This window comes from Mesoplasma seiffertii ATCC 49495 (assembly GCF_000518725.1).
GTDB lineage: Bacteria > Bacillota_I > Bacilli_A > Mycoplasmatales > Mycoplasmataceae > Tullyiplasma > Tullyiplasma seiffertii.
In genome coordinates this window covers 152,860-171,096 of sequence record NZ_KI912485.1, presented here as the reverse complement: position 1 = coordinate 171,096, position 18,237 = coordinate 152,860, and the positions used below count along the sequence as shown (strand labels likewise).

The 18,237-nt window shown below is 26.8% G+C and carries 21 protein-coding genes; 14 read left to right on the top strand and 7 right to left on the bottom strand.

What is annotated here, in order from left to right; translation table 4 throughout:
• The first annotated feature begins 1 nt into the window (after position 1).
• Positions 2 to 1,618, top strand: a complete 1,617-nt coding sequence (locus L872_RS0102185; RefSeq protein ID WP_027063242.1) for an alpha-glucosidase — start codon at positions 2 to 4, stop codon at positions 1,616 to 1,618.
• 3 nt (positions 1,619 to 1,621) lie between these two features.
• A complete protein-coding gene (locus L872_RS0102180; RefSeq protein ID WP_027063241.1) occupies positions 1,622 to 2,341 on the top strand; it encodes a GntR family transcriptional regulator in 720 nt (239 codons plus the stop codon).
• Positions 2,342 to 2,659: 318 nt separating this feature from the next.
• Here L872_RS0102180 and L872_RS0102175 read toward each other — a convergent pair whose 3' ends face one another.
• Together L872_RS0102175 and L872_RS0102170 are read right to left on the bottom strand one after the other, a co-directional pair.
• Complete coding sequence (locus L872_RS0102175) at positions 2,660 to 3,118, bottom strand: GNAT family N-acetyltransferase (RefSeq protein WP_027063240.1); 459 nt, start codon at positions 3,116 to 3,118, stop codon at positions 2,660 to 2,662.
• Positions 3,119 to 3,519: 401 nt separating this feature from the next.
• Positions 3,520 to 5,709, bottom strand: a complete 2,190-nt coding sequence (locus L872_RS0102170; RefSeq protein ID WP_027063239.1) for a hypothetical protein — start codon at positions 5,707 to 5,709, stop codon at positions 3,520 to 3,522.
• A 318-nt stretch (positions 5,710 to 6,027) separates the two neighbouring features.
• On the opposite strand from L872_RS0102170, the gene L872_RS05120 reads away from it, so the two are divergent.
• From L872_RS05120 to dinB, 12 genes are all read left to right on the top strand, one after another.
• Positions 6,028 to 6,339, top strand: a complete 312-nt coding sequence (locus L872_RS05120) for a hypothetical protein (RefSeq protein ID WP_027063238.1) — start codon at positions 6,028 to 6,030, stop codon at positions 6,337 to 6,339.
• Positions 6,340 to 6,381: 42 nt separating this feature from the next.
• Complete coding sequence (locus tag L872_RS0102160; protein ID WP_027063237.1) at positions 6,382 to 6,786, top strand: hypothetical protein; 405 nt, start codon at positions 6,382 to 6,384, stop codon at positions 6,784 to 6,786.
• A 48-nt stretch (positions 6,787 to 6,834) separates the two neighbouring features.
• Positions 6,835 to 7,089: a KTSC domain-containing protein gene (locus L872_RS0102155; protein ID WP_027063236.1), complete on the top strand. Its 255-nt coding sequence runs from the start codon at positions 6,835 to 6,837 to the stop codon at positions 7,087 to 7,089.
• A gap of 329 nt (positions 7,090 to 7,418) precedes the next feature.
• Positions 7,419 to 8,153, top strand: coding sequence for a hypothetical protein (locus tag L872_RS0102150; RefSeq protein ID WP_169729896.1), 735 nt, complete (start codon positions 7,419 to 7,421; stop codon positions 8,151 to 8,153).
• Between the two features lie 190 nt (positions 8,154 to 8,343).
• A complete protein-coding gene (locus L872_RS0102145; RefSeq protein ID WP_027063234.1) occupies positions 8,344 to 8,547 on the top strand; it encodes a hypothetical protein in 204 nt (67 codons plus the stop codon).
• Positions 8,548 to 8,703: 156 nt separating this feature from the next.
• On the top strand, positions 8,704 to 8,829 hold the full coding sequence (locus L872_RS05225) for a hypothetical protein (protein ID WP_279306701.1): 126 nt from the start codon (positions 8,704 to 8,706) through the stop codon (positions 8,827 to 8,829).
• Positions 8,830 to 9,182: 353 nt separating this feature from the next.
• A complete protein-coding gene (locus tag L872_RS0102130) occupies positions 9,183 to 9,806 on the top strand; it encodes a hypothetical protein (protein ID WP_027063233.1) in 624 nt (207 codons plus the stop codon).
• A 2-nt stretch (positions 9,807 to 9,808) separates the two neighbouring features.
• The gene (locus tag L872_RS0102125) at positions 9,809 to 10,258 is read left to right on the top strand and encodes a hypothetical protein (RefSeq protein ID WP_027063232.1); all 450 of its coding nucleotides are present in this window, start codon (positions 9,809 to 9,811) and stop codon (positions 10,256 to 10,258) included.
• A gap of 689 nt (positions 10,259 to 10,947) precedes the next feature.
• Positions 10,948 to 11,181, top strand: a complete 234-nt coding sequence (locus L872_RS0102120) for a hypothetical protein (RefSeq protein WP_027063231.1) — start codon at positions 10,948 to 10,950, stop codon at positions 11,179 to 11,181.
• Positions 11,182 to 11,411: 230 nt separating this feature from the next.
• Entirely contained in the window at positions 11,412 to 11,816 is a 405-nt protein-coding gene (gene nusB, locus L872_RS0102115) for a transcription antitermination factor NusB (RefSeq protein ID WP_036268846.1), read from the top strand.
• A 3-nt stretch (positions 11,817 to 11,819) separates the two neighbouring features.
• The gene (locus L872_RS0102110; RefSeq protein ID WP_027063229.1) at positions 11,820 to 12,626 is read left to right on the top strand and encodes a TlyA family RNA methyltransferase; all 807 of its coding nucleotides are present in this window, start codon (positions 11,820 to 11,822) and stop codon (positions 12,624 to 12,626) included.
• A gap of 14 nt (positions 12,627 to 12,640) precedes the next feature.
• Positions 12,641 to 13,957: a DNA polymerase IV gene (dinB, locus tag L872_RS04595; RefSeq protein WP_051418429.1), complete on the top strand. Its 1,317-nt coding sequence runs from the start codon at positions 12,641 to 12,643 to the stop codon at positions 13,955 to 13,957.
• A gap of 17 nt (positions 13,958 to 13,974) precedes the next feature.
• Here dinB and coaE read toward each other — a convergent pair whose 3' ends face one another.
• From coaE to glpO, 5 genes are read right to left on the bottom strand one after another with little or no spacing between them, the layout of a single operon-like run.
• Positions 13,975 to 14,541: a dephospho-CoA kinase gene (gene coaE, locus L872_RS0102100; RefSeq protein WP_027063228.1), complete on the bottom strand. Its 567-nt coding sequence runs from the start codon at positions 14,539 to 14,541 to the stop codon at positions 13,975 to 13,977.
• Between the two features lies 1 nt (position 14,542).
• Positions 14,543 to 14,824: a hypothetical protein gene (locus tag L872_RS0102095; RefSeq protein ID WP_027063227.1), complete on the bottom strand. Its 282-nt coding sequence runs from the start codon at positions 14,822 to 14,824 to the stop codon at positions 14,543 to 14,545.
• 52 nt (positions 14,825 to 14,876) lie between these two features.
• Positions 14,877 to 15,479, bottom strand: coding sequence for a sigma-70 RNA polymerase sigma factor region 4 domain-containing protein (locus tag L872_RS0102090; protein WP_027063226.1), 603 nt, complete (start codon positions 15,477 to 15,479; stop codon positions 14,877 to 14,879).
• A gap of 58 nt (positions 15,480 to 15,537) precedes the next feature.
• Positions 15,538 to 17,052, bottom strand: coding sequence for a glycerol kinase GlpK (glpK, locus tag L872_RS0102085; RefSeq protein ID WP_027063225.1), 1,515 nt, complete (start codon positions 17,050 to 17,052; stop codon positions 15,538 to 15,540).
• 17 nt (positions 17,053 to 17,069) lie between these two features.
• Entirely contained in the window at positions 17,070 to 18,221 is a 1,152-nt protein-coding gene (gene glpO, locus L872_RS0102080) for a type 2 glycerol-3-phosphate oxidase (RefSeq protein WP_027063224.1), read from the bottom strand.
• Between the last annotated feature and the right edge of the window lie 16 nt (positions 18,222 to 18,237).

Genomic DNA, 18,237 nt, shown 5'->3' with positions numbered 1-18,237 from the left:
AATGAAAAAAAATTGATGAAAAAATACTGTTGTTTATGAACTGTATTTACAGTCCTTTTATGATTCTAATAATGATGGCATTGGAGATATTGAAGGAGCAATAGAAAAATTAGATTACTTAAAGAATTTAGGTGTTGGCGCAATTTGGTTAACCCCCATATATGATTCACCACTAATTGATAATGGTTATGACGTTGCTGATTATCAAAATATTAATCCTATATATGGTGATATTGAAAAATTTAAAGAGTTTATACAAAAAGCTAAAAATATTGACATTAAAATAATTATGGACATGGTAGTTAACCATACAAGCGATCAACATCACTGATTTAAGGAATCTCGAAAATCAAGAAATAATCCCTATAGAAACTATTATATTTGAAGAGATAAACCAGATAATACATCATCAATTTTTGGAGGAAGTGCATGAACATTTGATGACTCTACAAATCAATACTACTTTCATCAGTTTGCTAAGGAGCAACCAGATTTAAATTGAGAAAATCCCATTGTGCGAAAAGAAATTGCTGTCATGATTAAATGATGATGTGAACTGGGCGTAATGGGCTTTAGATTTGACGTCATTGATTTAATAGGTAAAGAAGTTGATAACAAAATATTTGCAAATGGACCAAAGCTTCATCAATACATTAAAGAACTACGCAAAAACAGTTGAGCCTCTGACATTTTTTTGACTGTTGGAGAGTGTTGAGGCGCTACGATTGAAGATGCAATTATGTACTCTTCTCCTAATGCTGAAGAGTTCTCTATGGTGTTTCAATTTGAGCATATTACCCAATTGCAAGATCAAATTAGCAAATACAAACCAAAAGCAGTTGACTTTGTAAAACTTAAAAAAATTTATAAAAAATGGCAACAAGGTTTACATGGAAGAGGCTGAAATTCTCTTTTTTTGGGTAATCATGATTTGCCTAGAATGGTTTCCAAATATGGTAATGATAGCAAATATCGCAAGCAATCATCTAAAACTTTATTTACAACATTATTTTTAATGCAGGGAACACCATATATTTTTCAAGGTGACGAGATTGGAATGACTAATCTTAATTGGAAAAATATTTCTGATTATAAAGATGTGGAAATAAAAAATACTTATACTGATTTAGTTAGCAAACAAAATAAATTGACCCATGATGAATTTATTTTAGGTATTTTACAAAATGGTCGGGACCATGCAAGAACACCTTTTCAATGAAATCAACAAATAAACGGGGGTTTTAGTAAGTCGATTCCTTGAATACCTATCAATAATAATTATTCGACTATCAATGCTGATGAAGATTTAAAAGATCCTAATGGTATTTATAACTTTCTTCAAAAGCTAATCAAATTTCGAAACAATAGCGAGTATAGTGAAATTATTGAAAAAGGAATTTATGTACCATTTTTGGTAGAAGACCCTAACTTATTTATATATGCTCGAGCAAACAAGCATACAGTAATAAAAATCATTGCAAACTGAAGTGAAGAAACTATTGATATTACAGCTTTGAAAGTTAGTGGATTGAAAATATTATTAAATACTGAAACTTCGTTTGAAAATAACAAATTGAGACCATGACAAACAGTTGTACTAAGAGAGGATAGATTTTAATTTATGAATGAGTTAGAAGTTAAAGATCAAACTAAGTGTGAAAAAATAATTTTTTATATTTTGTCGGTTATAAAAAGCGAAAGGTTTGATAAAAGTAGTCCTTTACCAAGCGAAAATTTTTTAATAACAAAATTTAAAGTTAGTAGAGAAACTGTAAGAAGCGCTTTTTTAGATTTGAAGATTAGAGGATTAATAAAATCTAAAAAAGGCAGTGGCTATTTTCTTAATGACGACTTTTCGTTTAATAAAATCGAATCTATTAGAAAACAATTACAGTCAAGCAAGCAGGTTATCTTTATTGAAACTAATTTAAATACTAAATCTTTAATTTCTTTAATTGCCAAATTAAACTTAAGCATTAATGATGTTAATGTTTATGACTTTATTTCTTATATTAAAGTTTTTTATGTAAACGATAAGCCAGTAAGATACACTAAATCTTTTTTAAATAAAAGTCTTTTTAAACTATTAGATTTTGAAAAAATAGAATATTCTTTAATGGAGTATTTATTAGAAAATAGTATTTTGCCATCTAAACTTACTTCTAAACTGGAAGTTCAGAAAAAAAGTGAGGTGGATAATCAATTCTTGATCGATGATGATCAAGAATTGATTATGTCAAGAATTTCAGTTCTTTATTCTAAAGAAAACCAAATTATTGAAATTTCCGAACATAAAATTAACTTAGAAAACTTTTCGACATCCTATATTAAGTATCTTTAAAACTTGTCTTTCCTAAATTTTTGTTATTTAGAAAAAGTTTATTATTAAAAAATAATATCTCGCCAAAATAATTTTCAGGAATCTCTGAGTAACCTAGTATTTTTTTCTTTGGCCATTGAATTACTACTTTCTAAATTAAAATTAAAAAAGAACCAAAAGGTTCTTTTTTTCTGCATTTGCATGCGAGACTTGAATTCAAAGTTAATTTTCTTTGATAATTTAATAATATCATATAAAAATATTTGTGTTATTTTTTATCTAATTATTACAAAATTTATTTTTATCGACCCAAATATATTAAATCCGTCATTAAAATTATTAAATTTTACTATCAGCGTTACTCTTTATTATCATTTTTATATGATCAATTCCATCATCGTCATAAACATCAGAATATTGATTAAAGCCAAAAGACTCATAAAACTTAACAAGTCTATATTGAGCACTTATTTTTATATCATGCTTGGGATATTGAAGTTTAATTCACTCAACTGCATTTTTTAATAATTCTTTTCCAAGACTTAACCCTCTAAATTCCTTTGGTGTTAAAACTCTTCCTAATGTTATTGTGCTTTCATCAATCTCAAAAATTCTTAAATACGCAACTAAATCTTCATTTTCATTTCTTATAATCATGTGAGTTGCCTTCAAATCATTTTTGTCTATATCACATGCTAGTCATTCTTGTTCGACAACAAAAACCTCACTTCTATTTTTAAATATTTCCCAAGCTTCTTTACTTGATAACTTTTCAAAAGTTTTGAATTCTATTTTCATGAGTTGATCTCTTTTCTAATTTTTAAAACTGCTTTTAGGTATTTTTTGGTTGTTGTATTTTATATGAAATATTAAGACCTCTGCAGCAATCAAAATTATTTATTTTTATTTATGCTTTTTAATACCTAAAATAAGATTATAACTAATATATATTTTTTAATTTAAAATAGACTTCTTCACAAAAATACTTAGTAAAAATATTATTTATTTTTTGATTCCTTTAAACTTTTAAGCCTTTTTACCCTATAGTAATTTGATAATCTTTGCTCCAATTGTTAGGAACATAAAATCTTATTAATTTAAAAAATTATTGTATTTTTGGATCACTACTCACCTGCTTTATAATAAAAAGAAAACTAGATATTATAAATTGTAAGAACTTTTTCTTTCCAATGTTATATTTAATTGTTATATTTTTTTAATGAAAGGTAATCATACAAATTTTGGGCAACTTTTATTAATTTTTCAAAACCTATATCTACAAGTGGTTCGTACATGAAACCATTAACATGGATAAATGAAGGAGCCACAACAATAGAAGAGTTATATATCTCTATTTCTTGAGAAGATAATTTATCTTTAGTAATTTTATAAAGTCCTGCTGTTCAATTATTTCCTTCTATTTGCGGGCTATTTTGATTGTTATGAATCTTATAATTTTCTAGCAACATTTTGTCTGTTGCAACTCTTATAAAAATACCCATGATAATTTTTTTCATTAAATCTTTTTCACTTGGTTTACTTCTCATTATATTTAAGGCTTGTTTTTTTAATTTTTCAAAATAAGTATTATCATCATAATCGCTTGATAAACTAACATTCATTTCTTTAAAAACAGCATCCAGTTCTTTTAAATTTATTTCTTCACTTTTATTGTTAAAATGCAAAAAGTTACAAATATCTATATAATTTTTATTCTGAGACCCATCTTTAATTTCATAAATATTTCTAATAAAAGGTAATAACGCTATCAAAGCCTCTGTACTTTTTCTATTTTTTCAATTTTTTATAAAACTAAAATCTATAAATTCTTTGCTTTTAGCATCAATTAATTCTACCTTGTTTGATATTTTGTATGCGAATAATTTACTTTCTAAACCGCTTCCGATGGATAGTATACAAGATCTAAAAAAGTCAAAATTGTGAGTTAGTATAATTAGTTGATTTTGGCTATATCTTGAAATGTCTTTCAAATATTCAAGGGTAGAATATTTATTTTTATAATCGAAAGATTCTACAATATCATCCAGTATTATAACGCAATCTTTTTCTTCTTGCTTTGCTACTTCAATTTCAAATATCAATGAAAGAATATACATAGATTTCTTTTCCCCAGAACTAAATCTTTTTTTAATTTTGTCTGTTATATCTATAGAAGTATTTTTAAGTTTTATTGATATAGAAGGAACAGTTAAATCCAAAATTGCTTCTTTTGCATCTTTTATTTCTAGTTCAAAATTACTATCAAAAAATCTTTGATTATAAATATCAACAACTTCTTTTCATTTTGTATTATCTAGAGAAGCAGATTCAAATATGTCTTCTATTGCTTTTTTTGCTTCAAGCAATTTATTTTTATACTCTTCAAATTCATTTAAAAAGGGAAAACACTTAGTATTTATGAATGTTCTTTTTAAATCGCTTGGATCTGACAACAGAGGAAGTAATCAGTCATTCTCGATTACCAAGTTTAAAAGTTTAGAGTTACTTTTTTTCTCAAGAATTTTTTTTGCTTCATCAAATATTTGTTTAGCTTCATTAGAACCATAAATTAAATGTTCATTAACTTTTATTAAATTTTGAAGTTCTACTTCTGTGTATGTAATGTTACTTATATTAACTGAGTTTTCTGCTTTAAAAAAATTATTATCAACAAGAGATTTATTGATTGAAATTAAATTGTCAAAAGTAAACCCTTTTTTAAAAATATTTTTGTCAACTGGTTGTTTAATTATTTTTTTATAACTTAATGCTTTTTCAATAAAATTTTTGTCTTCAAATATTTTTTCTGTCTTATCATTAAATAAATCCAAAATTTTAATTTTTGAAATATCTTCTTTTATTACTTTGTCACTTATTTTTTCTATAAAAGATAAAATAGAATTTATTTCTGTAGTTTCTTTTTTTTCTTCATCTTCAATTAAGAAACTAACATCTTTTTCCTTATATTTAGAACTTCCAATTACACTATTATATATTAGACGTTTTACAGCATCAATATCACTCTCTATTTTAATAATTTCAGAATTATATTTTTCTTTAAGTTTTTTGGAAACGAGCAATTTAGCTACGCTATCTTTTGAAAAAATTTCATTATCTAACTCATCTCCACTAAAAACTATTGCTTCAATTTTAAATGATTCAGATTTATTATCAAAAATTTTATCGTTACAAATTATTTCAAATTCCGATTCAATTTCATTGAATAAATCATATGGTTTACTATTTACTGATAATTTTTTTATTCCCTCTGCAAAGGATGTCTTCATTACACCATTAGGAGCATAAATAATTGTGTTTCCGACTATTAAATTTGAATTTACTAGTTCATTAATACCATACCAATTCTTGATTTTTTTTATTTCTATCATTTATATTTGTTTCCTTCTTACTATTTAATTTTTATTATACTCGCTGATCTTTAAAAAATAAAATAGTTGAACAATTTGGATAAAAATTTGAATAAATAGTTTTTTTAAATAAAAAATTATTTGAAAAAACGCTTTTGGTTATTTTATGATAAATTTTGTATAGAAAATAATCAATTTTTTAATCTAGTTAAAATAAAACAAGATATAATTTTCTAAAATATAAATTGCATTTTTCCATTTTGTATATAAATAATAAGCAAGTTAGTATACTTTGAACTACTAATTTTTGGCTTTCAAAGAACATAGAGAACGCTTCTGGTGTGCATTGTACACTGTCTTACACAGCTTAAATGTTTCTTAGATATTGCTATTAAAAAATTTGCACGATCGCTTTTGTTGCACTTATATCGTTGTTATGTACTCCCTGGTGATCATGTTAGAAGGAATGATAAATTTGCTGGAGATAAAATAAAGGTTTCTATGAGTGTTGAAAATAAACGTAAAGATAAACTTTCAAAGATAAATAAAAAAAGCAAAAAATATTCTAAGAATGGAGCTGCGCTTACAAAAGCGGCTACGCATACTGTTAGGTTAGAAAATAAAAATTTAAGTAAGAAAAATAAGGAATAACTTCCTTATTTTTTATATACTCTTAATATAAGAGGTGTTCATATGTTTGATTTTCTAAAATATAATGTTATTGGTTTGAAAACTCCAGGAGAAAAGAACTATATAGGTACGATAGAGGAAGCAAAAGAGAATAGAGAAGCTATTGTTAATAGTGTTTTTGAGAGGAAAGTATTATCTGAATTTGTAACTAAAAATTGTCCAATTAATGAAATTTTAAAACCTGATTTGGATACTATTAAAACAAGAATTAGTGCATACTTAGATGCTGGGTGGGATAGAGAAAAAGAATTTAAAAAAATATTAGAAGCTAATATAACTTCTAAACAAAGTATTTATGATGAATATGATAAAAAAATGTATATTCAATGGGCAAAAGAAAACAGTCCAGACTTAGCTCGAATTTTAATATTTCAGGAAAAAGAAAATAAATTATTAAAAGAAAATTAGAAATAAATGAAATAGATTGATTTAAATAAAAATAGAAAAGAGAAAAATATGAATGCAAAAATTATGGAAGACGGTATAGACTTTGAATCTTCAAATATTAAAAAAATAGAATTTAATTATGATAATTTACATTTAAAAGTAACTTATAAGTTTGGGAAAACAACTCCTTATGAATTTTGTATTAAAAATATATTAATTTACGAGGAATTAGAAAATGCAAAATCAAAGGGAACATATATTTCTAGAAAACTTAAAAATAATAAGAATTTTAATATATATACTAGCGGGTGTAATCATTTATAAAAATATATTAGTTAATAAAATTACTTAAAACAAAGAAAATAAAAATCTATTAGAAAAATGTATACTGAATACATAAAATTAAATGGTTCTATATTATAAAATATTTTAAAGAACAGGAAAATAAATTATTAAAGGAACAATTAGGTAGGAAAAAACGAAAGTTATTGGGTTGAGTAAGAATTAATAATAAAAAAGGAAATAGGATAAATATAATGAGTTCTTATAGCAAAAATGATGATATATTTTTTGAGTTTAAAAATAATACAAAGTGAATTTTAGACGATCTAAAAAATACAATATTGGGGTATATGCTACAATGAGACCCTATTATGAAAACAGGAATAAATAACAATATTATTCACCAGTTTTATTCTCAAATATTAAAATATTCAAAACAAGTAGTATATATAGATAAAAATTGAGTTTATAGTGAAAATAATAATGAAACATATCAAATAATAAATGGGATGTTATGAGATTTAATTAAAGATATTACAGTAATTTTAAATAATTTAATAGATTGAAATAACCAAAACTTTAAATTAAATTTAGTTGGAAAACAAAATATTTTTAAATTTGTTAAACCTTTTAGAAATATAATACATCATGAAAAAATAGATCGATTAACTTTCAAAAAAATTAATGTTTTAATAAAAGCCCTTAATAAAGATATTATAGATTGTAATAATGACTTTCTTTATAAAAGATTGATGCAAAAGGGATCAGCAATTTTCTATAATGTGGAAGATAAACGAGATTTCATTTCACTTTGCGAATATGATATTAATTCTCAAGAAATAATAGAAGGAAGACCTAATATAAAGGATCAAGATTTTCAACTAATATTAGATACTAATTCTATACTCTTATCTAAAAAACCTATAAAATATTTTTCAACAAGATTTTTAGTAGAAACATTAGAATACGAGGGAGAAATGAATTCGGCTGATATTTTTATATGTTATGTTCAATTTAATGAAGGAATGGCGATAAGAATCAAAATGTTTTCTTTCTTATATTTATTGTTGGATACTTTAAGTAATAGTTTATTGACGTTAATTTAGTAATAACCTATATAAACATAGATTTTAATTTGTACAAATTAAAATGATGATATAATATAAATAAGCAAGAGGTTATTTAAAGGAAACTTTAGATAGACCTCTTTTCTTTTTTAAAGTTGGTAAGACGTGAAAGCGTCTTTTTTGTTTCCTTTAATAATTAATTGTGAATAAACATTGAAGGAGGTCTAACATGGCAACAACAGAAAAAATTAAATTTGACAAAGGTGCAGGAGCAAAATGAAATCAAACATTTATTTTTGCAAGTAAAGTTATTTCAACTTTTACAAATAAGAATGGCAAAGATCAAGCTGTAATTGCGATTGGAAATAATCGATGACAACAATTCCTCATTATAAGTTGAACCATATGGTTTAAATATAACAGACGAAGATAAACTGTACGCTAAAGTTAAGACTGTCGATTCTAAACAACCATTTGCGAAAGTAGTCTTTCCAGCGGATAAACCGTTAGCATATTCAATTAAAGAATAAGATGAACATATACAAATGCGGAATTAAAACCAAATGAAGTTAAAGAGTTATTCTTTAATATGACTAAGGAAACTAACGATTGAGCTAAGACTGTTAAAGAAAGAAACAATACAAGTAACACTTTAGAAGATAGCTTAAATTCGAATGGAAATTTAAGCATTGATAAATTATTTGATAATGAATAACCAACTATTACTTAATCATTCCCTGATAATGAATACATAGTTTTGAATATTGATTAAAAGGCTTGGCTTCTTTTTTATTTGTTTTACGAATAATTAGCAATTTGGTCTCAAATTTAAAAAGTGCTCCCACTTAAAATCCCTTAGAATAGGGTTTTTTACTCATTTTATATGAGTATGGGGACACCTTTTTTTGCTTGTGGGGACAAAACTAAGCCTATTTCATAGGGTTTTGGCTGTTTTTGTCCCCACTCCTTATCCTGCATTGAATACTTCAATCAAAATAGTATAAAAAAATTATGATAATGTATTAAAATTAAAAAGAAAGCATATTATATGCTTAAGGAATGATAAAAATGAAAATGTACAATAAAAAGAAAGCTAAAGATAGATATAAAACAATAAGTTTTTCAGATAAAAAGCAATCTATAATAGCATTATCTGTTGACGTTAGAAATTCTACTAAAATGAAAAAAGACATTGGTTCTGAAAAGACAGTTGAAATTTTAAAACCTTTTATTGAAGAATGTTTCATCTTAATGAAAAAGAGAAATTGCTTTTATAATTTTATATATGCAGGAGATGGTATTATTGCAATTTGCAATGTAAATAATGATGAAAATAATTTTGCCAATGTTTATCATTGCGCTAAAGATATAAATAGCTTTTTAAAAGATTTTAAAATATGAGTTAAAAATATGTATGGTTTTGGTTTTAACGCTGGAATTGGAATAGCTTGAGATGATAAAACATATATTGAAAGTATAAAAAATTTGCCTACTAAGATGAACAATATTTTATATACAGGAGATTCAATATCTGTTGCTTCAAAATTATCAGGCAAAAGAGATAAGCAATTAGAGAAATATGGAATTGCAATTACTAAAAAGTTTTATAATAAGCTAAGAAAAAAAGACACTGTAGACTTTAAAATTAAAACTGAAGAAATATGTTATACAAATGTTAGTTGAGAGGAATAAAAATGAAGAATATTGAAATAATTGAAAAAGAATTAAAATTCTTAAAAGAAGAGCAAAGATATATGGAAAATAAATTAAATATTTTAGGTACAGTAATTGCTGCTACAAATTCTTTAGTCTTTATCGGAATTAGTAGTTTTCTAAATGTGCACAATGGAATTTATATTGGAGTGATCTTAACATTATTATTTCCTATAGGTTGTTTTTTATTAGGAATCTTTCCTTGAAATACTTTCCCACTAAAAAAATTTAAAAATGGAGAAGAAAATAAATGTAATATTTTTTCAAAAGAAAGAATAGATTGAGATGAAGATAATTTAGTAGAACAATTAAATTATCAGAAAAAAATAACTTTAAAAATTATCAAAAGAAAAAACTTTTGAATATGATCCACAATTATTATAGAATTCATTGGTGTAATATTAATGCTATTATTTCTTTTTGCATTTTAAAATTTAAAGGCAGAATATAAAATGAAAGCACCAAATTTGAGTTTGTGAAGTCGTAAAAGAATCCATCCTTATTTAAATTCAGGAATTAGGATCTGGTAAAAGATATCTAGATATCGCTGATATGTTCACTCGTGCAAATTTGACTAAAATGAGTATATCTAGAATTTATTCTTCAGCTAATATGAAAGTAAAGTCTGAAGAAATTAATTTGAAAGTAAATATTAAAAAGAACTAAATAGTTTATATCAATACTGATGATACTTTTCCAAAAATATTTGATCCGGTTTCTAAAACTTTTAGAGATCAAAAAATAAGAGTTGTAAGTTTTAATTTAGGGTTAAAGAATAATAACTTAAAAAAGAGAAGTTTAATTGCTAAAAGAATATTCTTTGTTCATGAAAAAGATTTAAATAACTCAGAATTAATTGGTAATGAAATTAATAAATGAGGTAACTTATTCTATGAAAACTTTAATGATGCAAATTTAGTGGTTGGTGGAGATGGAGCTGCTTAAATAAAAATGTTGCATCATGAATTGGTGCTAAATATGTATTAGATAATTTTTATGCTCAAAAATACTTGCTGGGTATATTTAATATTAATAAAAGAAATCCTAAAAAAATATTAGAAATTATAATTTGTACAGCTATGCTTATAAATTTTTCTGTGAAGGAAGATATAAAAACTTAATGGCAATAATTAGAGATAATGCAGATCATGATCAATTTACATACTTTAAAAATAATAAAGAAGGAGTATCAAACTTAGGTGAGAAATGAAATATTGGAGTATCTGCAGGTTCAGACGTTTCACGACTAGTAAAATCTTTACTTGGATATGGTTCTAGAACTTATAGTATTAAAACATTTCTAAATATGCTCTGGTATAGAAGTTACAAAATTAATAACTTTGGGACATTTTAAGTCCAATTTAATAAAATATTATTAATCACTTTTTATTAGGAGTGAATTTTTTTTGCGCTTTTAATAAATTTTGCTATTTTATATTGATAAAAACTCAATAAGTATTAAAATATAAAGAACAATAAAGCTTTTGCTTTACCTACATTCCTGTTATTCACCCCGTTTAAAATATTGATTGCTATTATAACTTAGAAATGAGATAATAAATTAGTTGAAAAGGAGAGTTTAAAATGGAAGATTTAAAAATTAGTGTAACTGCTAGAAGAAAACTTTTAGTTCAAATGTACTATCGTTATTTACTAGCAAGTTCTTCTTTAGAATATATTAAACAAGATATTTTAGACGAAACTCAAGCACAACTAGATGAAGCAACTGCAACAATTGCCAATGATATTAATGAAAAACTAGAAGAGTTAATTACAAATGTTGAAGAACATTTATCAAATGACTGAAAATGAGAAAGACTGCCCGCTTTAATTGGAGCAATTTTTGTTGTTGGAACTTATGAAATTAAATATACTGATACTCCAAAACCAGTGACAATCAATGAAATGGTTAAATTTACAAAAGAATTAGAACCAGATTTTGATTATAAATTTGTAAATGCTGTCTTAGATAAAATTAGAAAAATCTAGCTTATGAAAGTCAGATTAGACCAATATTTAGTTGACAATGGTTTAGCTGAAAATCGCAGCAAGGCTAAATTATATATTTCCGGACAAAAACAAGTTTATGTTAATAATAAACTTATCAATAAGGCCGGTTTTTCTGTTTCAGAAAGTGACATTGTTAAAGTTACTGACGTTGAAAAAGAGTTTGTCTCACGTGCAGGTTTAAAACTTCATAAAGCAATAAAGGAATGAACCATAGATTTGAATAATAAAGTTTGTTTGGATATTGGAGCTTCGACTGGTGGCTTTACCCAATGCTGTTTAGAAAATCACGCTCAGAAAGTTTTTGCAGTTGATGTCGGAACAGATCAACTACATTGAAGTTTAAAAGCCAACTCACGTGTTGTGAACATTGAGAAGTATAACTTTAGAAATGCTCAAAAAGCCGACTTTAACGAGGCAATTGATTTCTTTTGTTGCGATGTAAGCTTTATTTCTGTTGCTAAAATCTTAGCACCTTTAACACTTATTGTTGAAGACAACGCTCAAGGAGTAATTCTTATTAAACCACAATTTGAATCAGAACTTTTTGAAGTTAAAAATGGTAAAGTAAATTCTAAAGTAGTGCATCTAAAGGCCATTACAAAAGTGATTAATTATGCCAATAGTTGTGGGTTTGATATAACTGCTTTAGATTACTCACCAATAACTGGAAATAAGAAGCAGAATATTGAGTATTTAGCTTTTTTAACTAAAACTACTAGTCCTAAAACAAAATGGACAAACAATCAAATTGAAACTATCGTTAATTGCGCTTGAAAGGCCCTATTTTAAGGAGGAACTCAATTATGAGCATCAATAATCATAAAGTTATTTTTCATCTTGATATGGATGCTTTTTTTGCTAATTGTATGCAATCTCGCTATCCTGAATTAAATGGGAAACCTGTTGTGATTTCTCGTGATGATCGTCGAAGTATTATTACAGCCGCTTCTTATGAAGCACGTAAATATGGTGTTAAAAGTGCTATGCCAATTTTTGAAGCTAAAAAACTTTGTTCTAATTTAATAATTATGGAGCCTGACTATGCTTTATTCTCAGAAATTTCTCGAAAAATATGAGAGCTAATTGATAAACATTTTACTTCAAAATTGGAAATTGCTTCAATTGATGAATGTTACATTGATGTCACTGAGAGTTGACAAAAATTTGGTTCACCTAAAAAAATGGCGGAAAAAATTCAAGAAGTCATTTATAAAGAACTTCGACTTACTTGTTCGATTGGAATTAGTTTTACAAAGTTTTTGGCTAAAATGGGGTCTGATATGAATAAGCCTAACGGTATCACAATTTTAAGTCCTCAACTTTTCAATCAAAAGGTATGACGATTGCCAATTGCTCAAATGTATGGAGTCGGAAAGCGAACAGCTGATTTAATGACTGCTAATGGAATTTTACTAATTCATGATTTAGCAAAAGCTTCTGATACATTTTTAATTGAAAATTTTGGAGATTACGCTCTTAAATTAAAACTAAATGCCTTAGGAAAAGGAAGTGATTTAGTTAAAGTTGATAATAATGTTTTAAAATCAATTTCAAATGAAATCACTTTGGATATTTTTACAAATGATATTAATGAACTAGAAGACAAAATTTTTCATATTGCAGCTAACGTTTCATCTCGAGCTATTAAACGTCGAATGAAAGCAAGAACAGTTTCAATTATCATTCGCTACGAAGAAAATCGTAAAGGCCAAACATTTGATAAACTTGAGCATATCAAAACAAAACGTCGTCAGGAATCAATTCCTGAGTATAGTAATGATCTTGAAATAATTTATTCCACAGCAAAATTTTTATTTAATGAAATGTATGATTCGACAAAGCGAATTTCTTTAATTGGAGTTGGAATTAGTAATCTAGTTTTGGAAAATACAATTCCTCAGCAATTGAATCTTTGAAGTCAAGCTAATGAAGCAAAATCATCACAAAATTTGTCGGAGTTAGTTAATCAAATTAATGAAAAAATGGGAGCCAACTATTTAAGTTCGGGAAAAGAATTTGAAAAGACAAATCAATCTCAAATTGACAATGGAAAGTTTTTAAAAAATTATGATTCTCATATTCTTAATAGTGACTTAAGAAAAATCAAAAAAGGCAAATAGACAAAAAAATAGTTCACTTATTGGTGAACTATTTTTTCTATTATTTGATCAATCTTTTGAAATGTTTCTCGTGATTTACGATTTTTGATTTTAAAATTATACGCAAAGTTTTTAATTTTTTGTTGCTTTAATATTTTAACTGTCTGGAATCAACCTTTTTTGTCTCTTGAGTAAACCCTTAAACAATTAATTAGTGGATTCCCCACAGTGATTTTAATATATACATCAATTTCCGAAATATTTAACAACGGTAGAATTGCTCCATCAATGATAATATTGTTATTATCATATGACGCAACTTTTTCAATAATAACTTCGCGTAATCGTGGTCAAATAATTTCATTAATTAATTTAGCATTACTTGCTGATCGTGCTAATTCCTGTCTAAGTTTAGCTCGATTTAAAACGTTATTATCAAAACATTGTGGAAAGACTTCTTGTAACCTTTGTTTGATGTTCTCTTCTTCTACTATTTCTTTAGCCAACGCATCAGCTTCAATAAGATCAAAATCGTACTTATTACGAATATACTTTGCAATAGTAGTTTTACCTGATCCGATTTTTCCGTATATTCCTATAATCATTTTAAATTCCCCTACTCATTATACTTAACTGCTTTTCAGCTGAAATTTTTGTTGCAGTAATGATTAAATTACTTCGACGATCAATAATAAAATAAATTTGGGTATTAGAAGCCGATATATAAATTTCATTACCGGCTTCAAAGCTTCTTGTTGAATTTTGAATATGTTTAATAACAGCTTCTTTAACTTCATAATCTGGTGCCGATTTAAGATTTAATCGTTCACGACATCTTTGTAATCCATGATCAGAAAAAACATAATTATGTTTGTAATAAAAGCTCATTTTTAACACCCTTCATCATTTGTATATATGATAATTATATTATACAAATGACTTAAACTAACGACTTACTAAAAATTTCTTTAAGTTCAATAACAATCTTACTTAATATTGTTTGCAGCTTATTTCGGGAAATCTCATACTTTTGACATATGTCTTTCTTGGTCATTCCATTGACATAATCATTAAAGATTTTGCGATACAGTTTGTTAGGATATTTTGTAAAATATCTATCTAGTATATCTTGATATCCTAAATCAACAGATCAATCATTTTGATAAAAACTTTGATGATCCTCATCAGTTTGTTCATGAATGGAATATGCTTGATTAATAACCCTAAATTTATTATTAGAATACTTAATGCAAACATCCATCGTCTTCCAATATACAGCATCAATAATGTATGATATAAACTTCTTCCGTTTACTTTTTAATTTAAAATCTCTAATTGATAATTCAAAGACTTCCCAAGCTGTGCTTTGCAAATCTTCTTTTTCAATTGGTAAACAACTAAACTTTTTAAAGGCTTTATCAATTGCGTAGGTTATTGGTTTTTGCAAAATGTTAAAAAGCTCAAGTTTTTCTTTCTCCGATAACTTGGTTAAACCTTTGTGACAATAATATTCAATAGCTTGCGCATAATTAGAATTTTCCATAAAAATTCTCCTTTCAAAAAGTATTAGAAATTTTTTGAAATTTTGTTCCTATGGTTTTTTATTTTGTTTCTAATTCTTTAACTCATCCAAAAGTTCTTGTAACAGCAGCTGTTCAACCTTGAATTAAGTGTTTAGCCTCTTCTTTTTCAATTTGAGGTTTTCAACTCATATCTACAGCATAATTTTGTTTGATTTCTTCAACATCTTTTCAATACTTAACAGCTAATCCAGCCATATAAGCTGCTCCCATAGCAGTAGTTTCGATATTAGTTGGTTTAATTACTTCACCTTGTGAAATATTTGCTTGGAACTGCATTAAGAATTTATTTCGACAAGCTCCTCCATCAACTTTTATATGCAAGAATGGTTGTTTGATATCTTTTGCCATGGCGTTAATTACATCATTTGCTTGATAAGCAATTGCTTCTAAAGTTGCACGGACAATATGTTCACGTTTAGTTCCACGATCTAAACCAAAGATTGCTCCACGTGAGTATGAATCTCAATATGGTGATCCTAATCCAGTGAATGATGGAACTACATAAACACGACGGTCATCAGAAACTTGACCAGCGTATCACTCAGTTTCAGTAGCATTATACACTAAACGAAGATTATCTCTTAATCATTGAATTGCAGCCCCTGCGATCATTACAGAACCTTCTAAGGCATAAGTTATTTCTCCATTATAAGCAGCCGCAATTGTTGTTAACAACCCATGTTCTGAAAAGATCTTACTTGTTCCTGTGTTCATTAAAATAAATGCACCAGTTCCATAAGTAATTTTAGCTTCTCCTTGAGTTGTACATAATTGTCCAAATAAAGCTGATTGTTGATCTCCAATTGAAGAAGCAATTTTAATGCGTGTGTTATCTGCTTTTGATATTAGTCCAGCAAATGTTTCTCCATAAACTTCACTACATGATTTAATTTCAGGAAGAATACTTCTTGGAATATTGAATAGCCCCAATAATTCATCATCTCAATTATTTGTGTGAATGTTATATAACAACGTACGTTGAGCATTAGTATGATCAGTGACAAATTTTTCTCCCCCAGTTAAACGGTAAATTAATCATGTATTAATTGTTCCAAAACATAGTTTACCTTCTGCTGCTAATTCTCTTGCTCCTTGAACATTATCTAGAATTCACTGAACTTTAGTTGCAGAAAAATACGGATTAATAATTAATCCTGTTTTATTACGCACCATATCAACTTGTTCTTGAGTCATGTTGGCACAAAGATCAGCTGTTCGTTGATCTTGTCATACAATTGCATTATAAATTGGTAATCCTGTTTCACTGTTTCATAAAACTACAGTTTCACGCTGATTGGTAATTCCAATTGCTTCAATTTGAGTTCCTTTAATTTTTGACTTGTTTAAAACAGATACTAGTGTACTACGTTGAGTATTTCAAATTTCAACAGCATCATGTTCTACTCACCCTTCTTTTGGGAAGTATTGAGTAAATTCACTTTGCTCAACAGCAATAATTTCTCCTTGCTTATTTGTAATTAAACTTCTGGCACTGGTTGTCCCCTCATCAAGGGTTAAAATATATTTTTCCATAAAATCTCCTTTATATTTTAGTTTTCAATTCGATCTCAGTTTAGTTTATTAGTTAGTTTAATTTTTGTTTTAATCATATCTATAACATAATCAGCGATTGCTGGAGCTGCTGAAATTCCCGGACTTTTAATTCCGGCAACATTAATAACGTGATCATTTTGACTAGCAAAATCAATATAAAAATCATCGCCTTCTTGTCAAATAGCTCTTGATCCTGAAAAATGATAACAAGTATATTCCATTTTTAATCCTGGAACAATACGAGTTCCAATATCTCCAATTTCATTATATTTGCTAGTTGTAATTAATCTTGTTTCATCTCGAGAAATTCCTTCTTCGGCAGTGGGACCAACTAGTGTACGCCCGTCTAACATTGGGGCTACTAGTACTCCTTTTCCATAAACAGTTGGAACCATAAATAAAACTGAATTTATTTGTGGTTGAGTATTACGTTCTAGAACACGATATTCTCCTCTACGGCGTTTTAATGTAAAATCTGTAGTTCCAGTAAGTTTAGCAATTTCATCTCCTCAATGACCAGCACAGTTAATAATCATTTTTGTTTTAATGACATCGCCATTATCATTAATGACTTCCATAACATCATCAGTTTGAGAAGTAATATTTGCTACTTTTCAATTTAATTTTAGTTCAACACCATTTTTAATAGCATTGTTAAGTAATTTTTTAGATAACATTACTGGATCTATCAGTACTGAAGAATTACAGCAAAGTGCTCCAACAACATTCGGACTAATATTGGGTTCTCTTTTTAAAATTTCTTCAAAATTTAAAATTTCCATTTCTTCGGCTTTTAATCCGTTTGCTAAACCTCGTTTATATAAAACATCAAGTTCATTTTTTTCAAATTCATTAAAAGCTAATACTAAAGAATCAACTCGTTTGTAAGGAAAATTTAGTTCCTTGAATCAGTCTTCATAGCGAACTTTTCCAAGAACATTTAATTTCGCATTTATTGTTCCTGTTTTAGCATCAAAGCCCCCATGAATTAACCCTGAATTACCTGTTGTAGTTTCGTCAGCAACAACGGGGTTTTTTTCTAAGACAACTGCTTTTATATCATATTGCCCTAATTCTCGAGCAATTGATGCCCCCATTATTCCTGCTCCGATAATACAAATATCATAAATTGTTTCTTTTTTTATCATAAAATCTCTTTCTTTT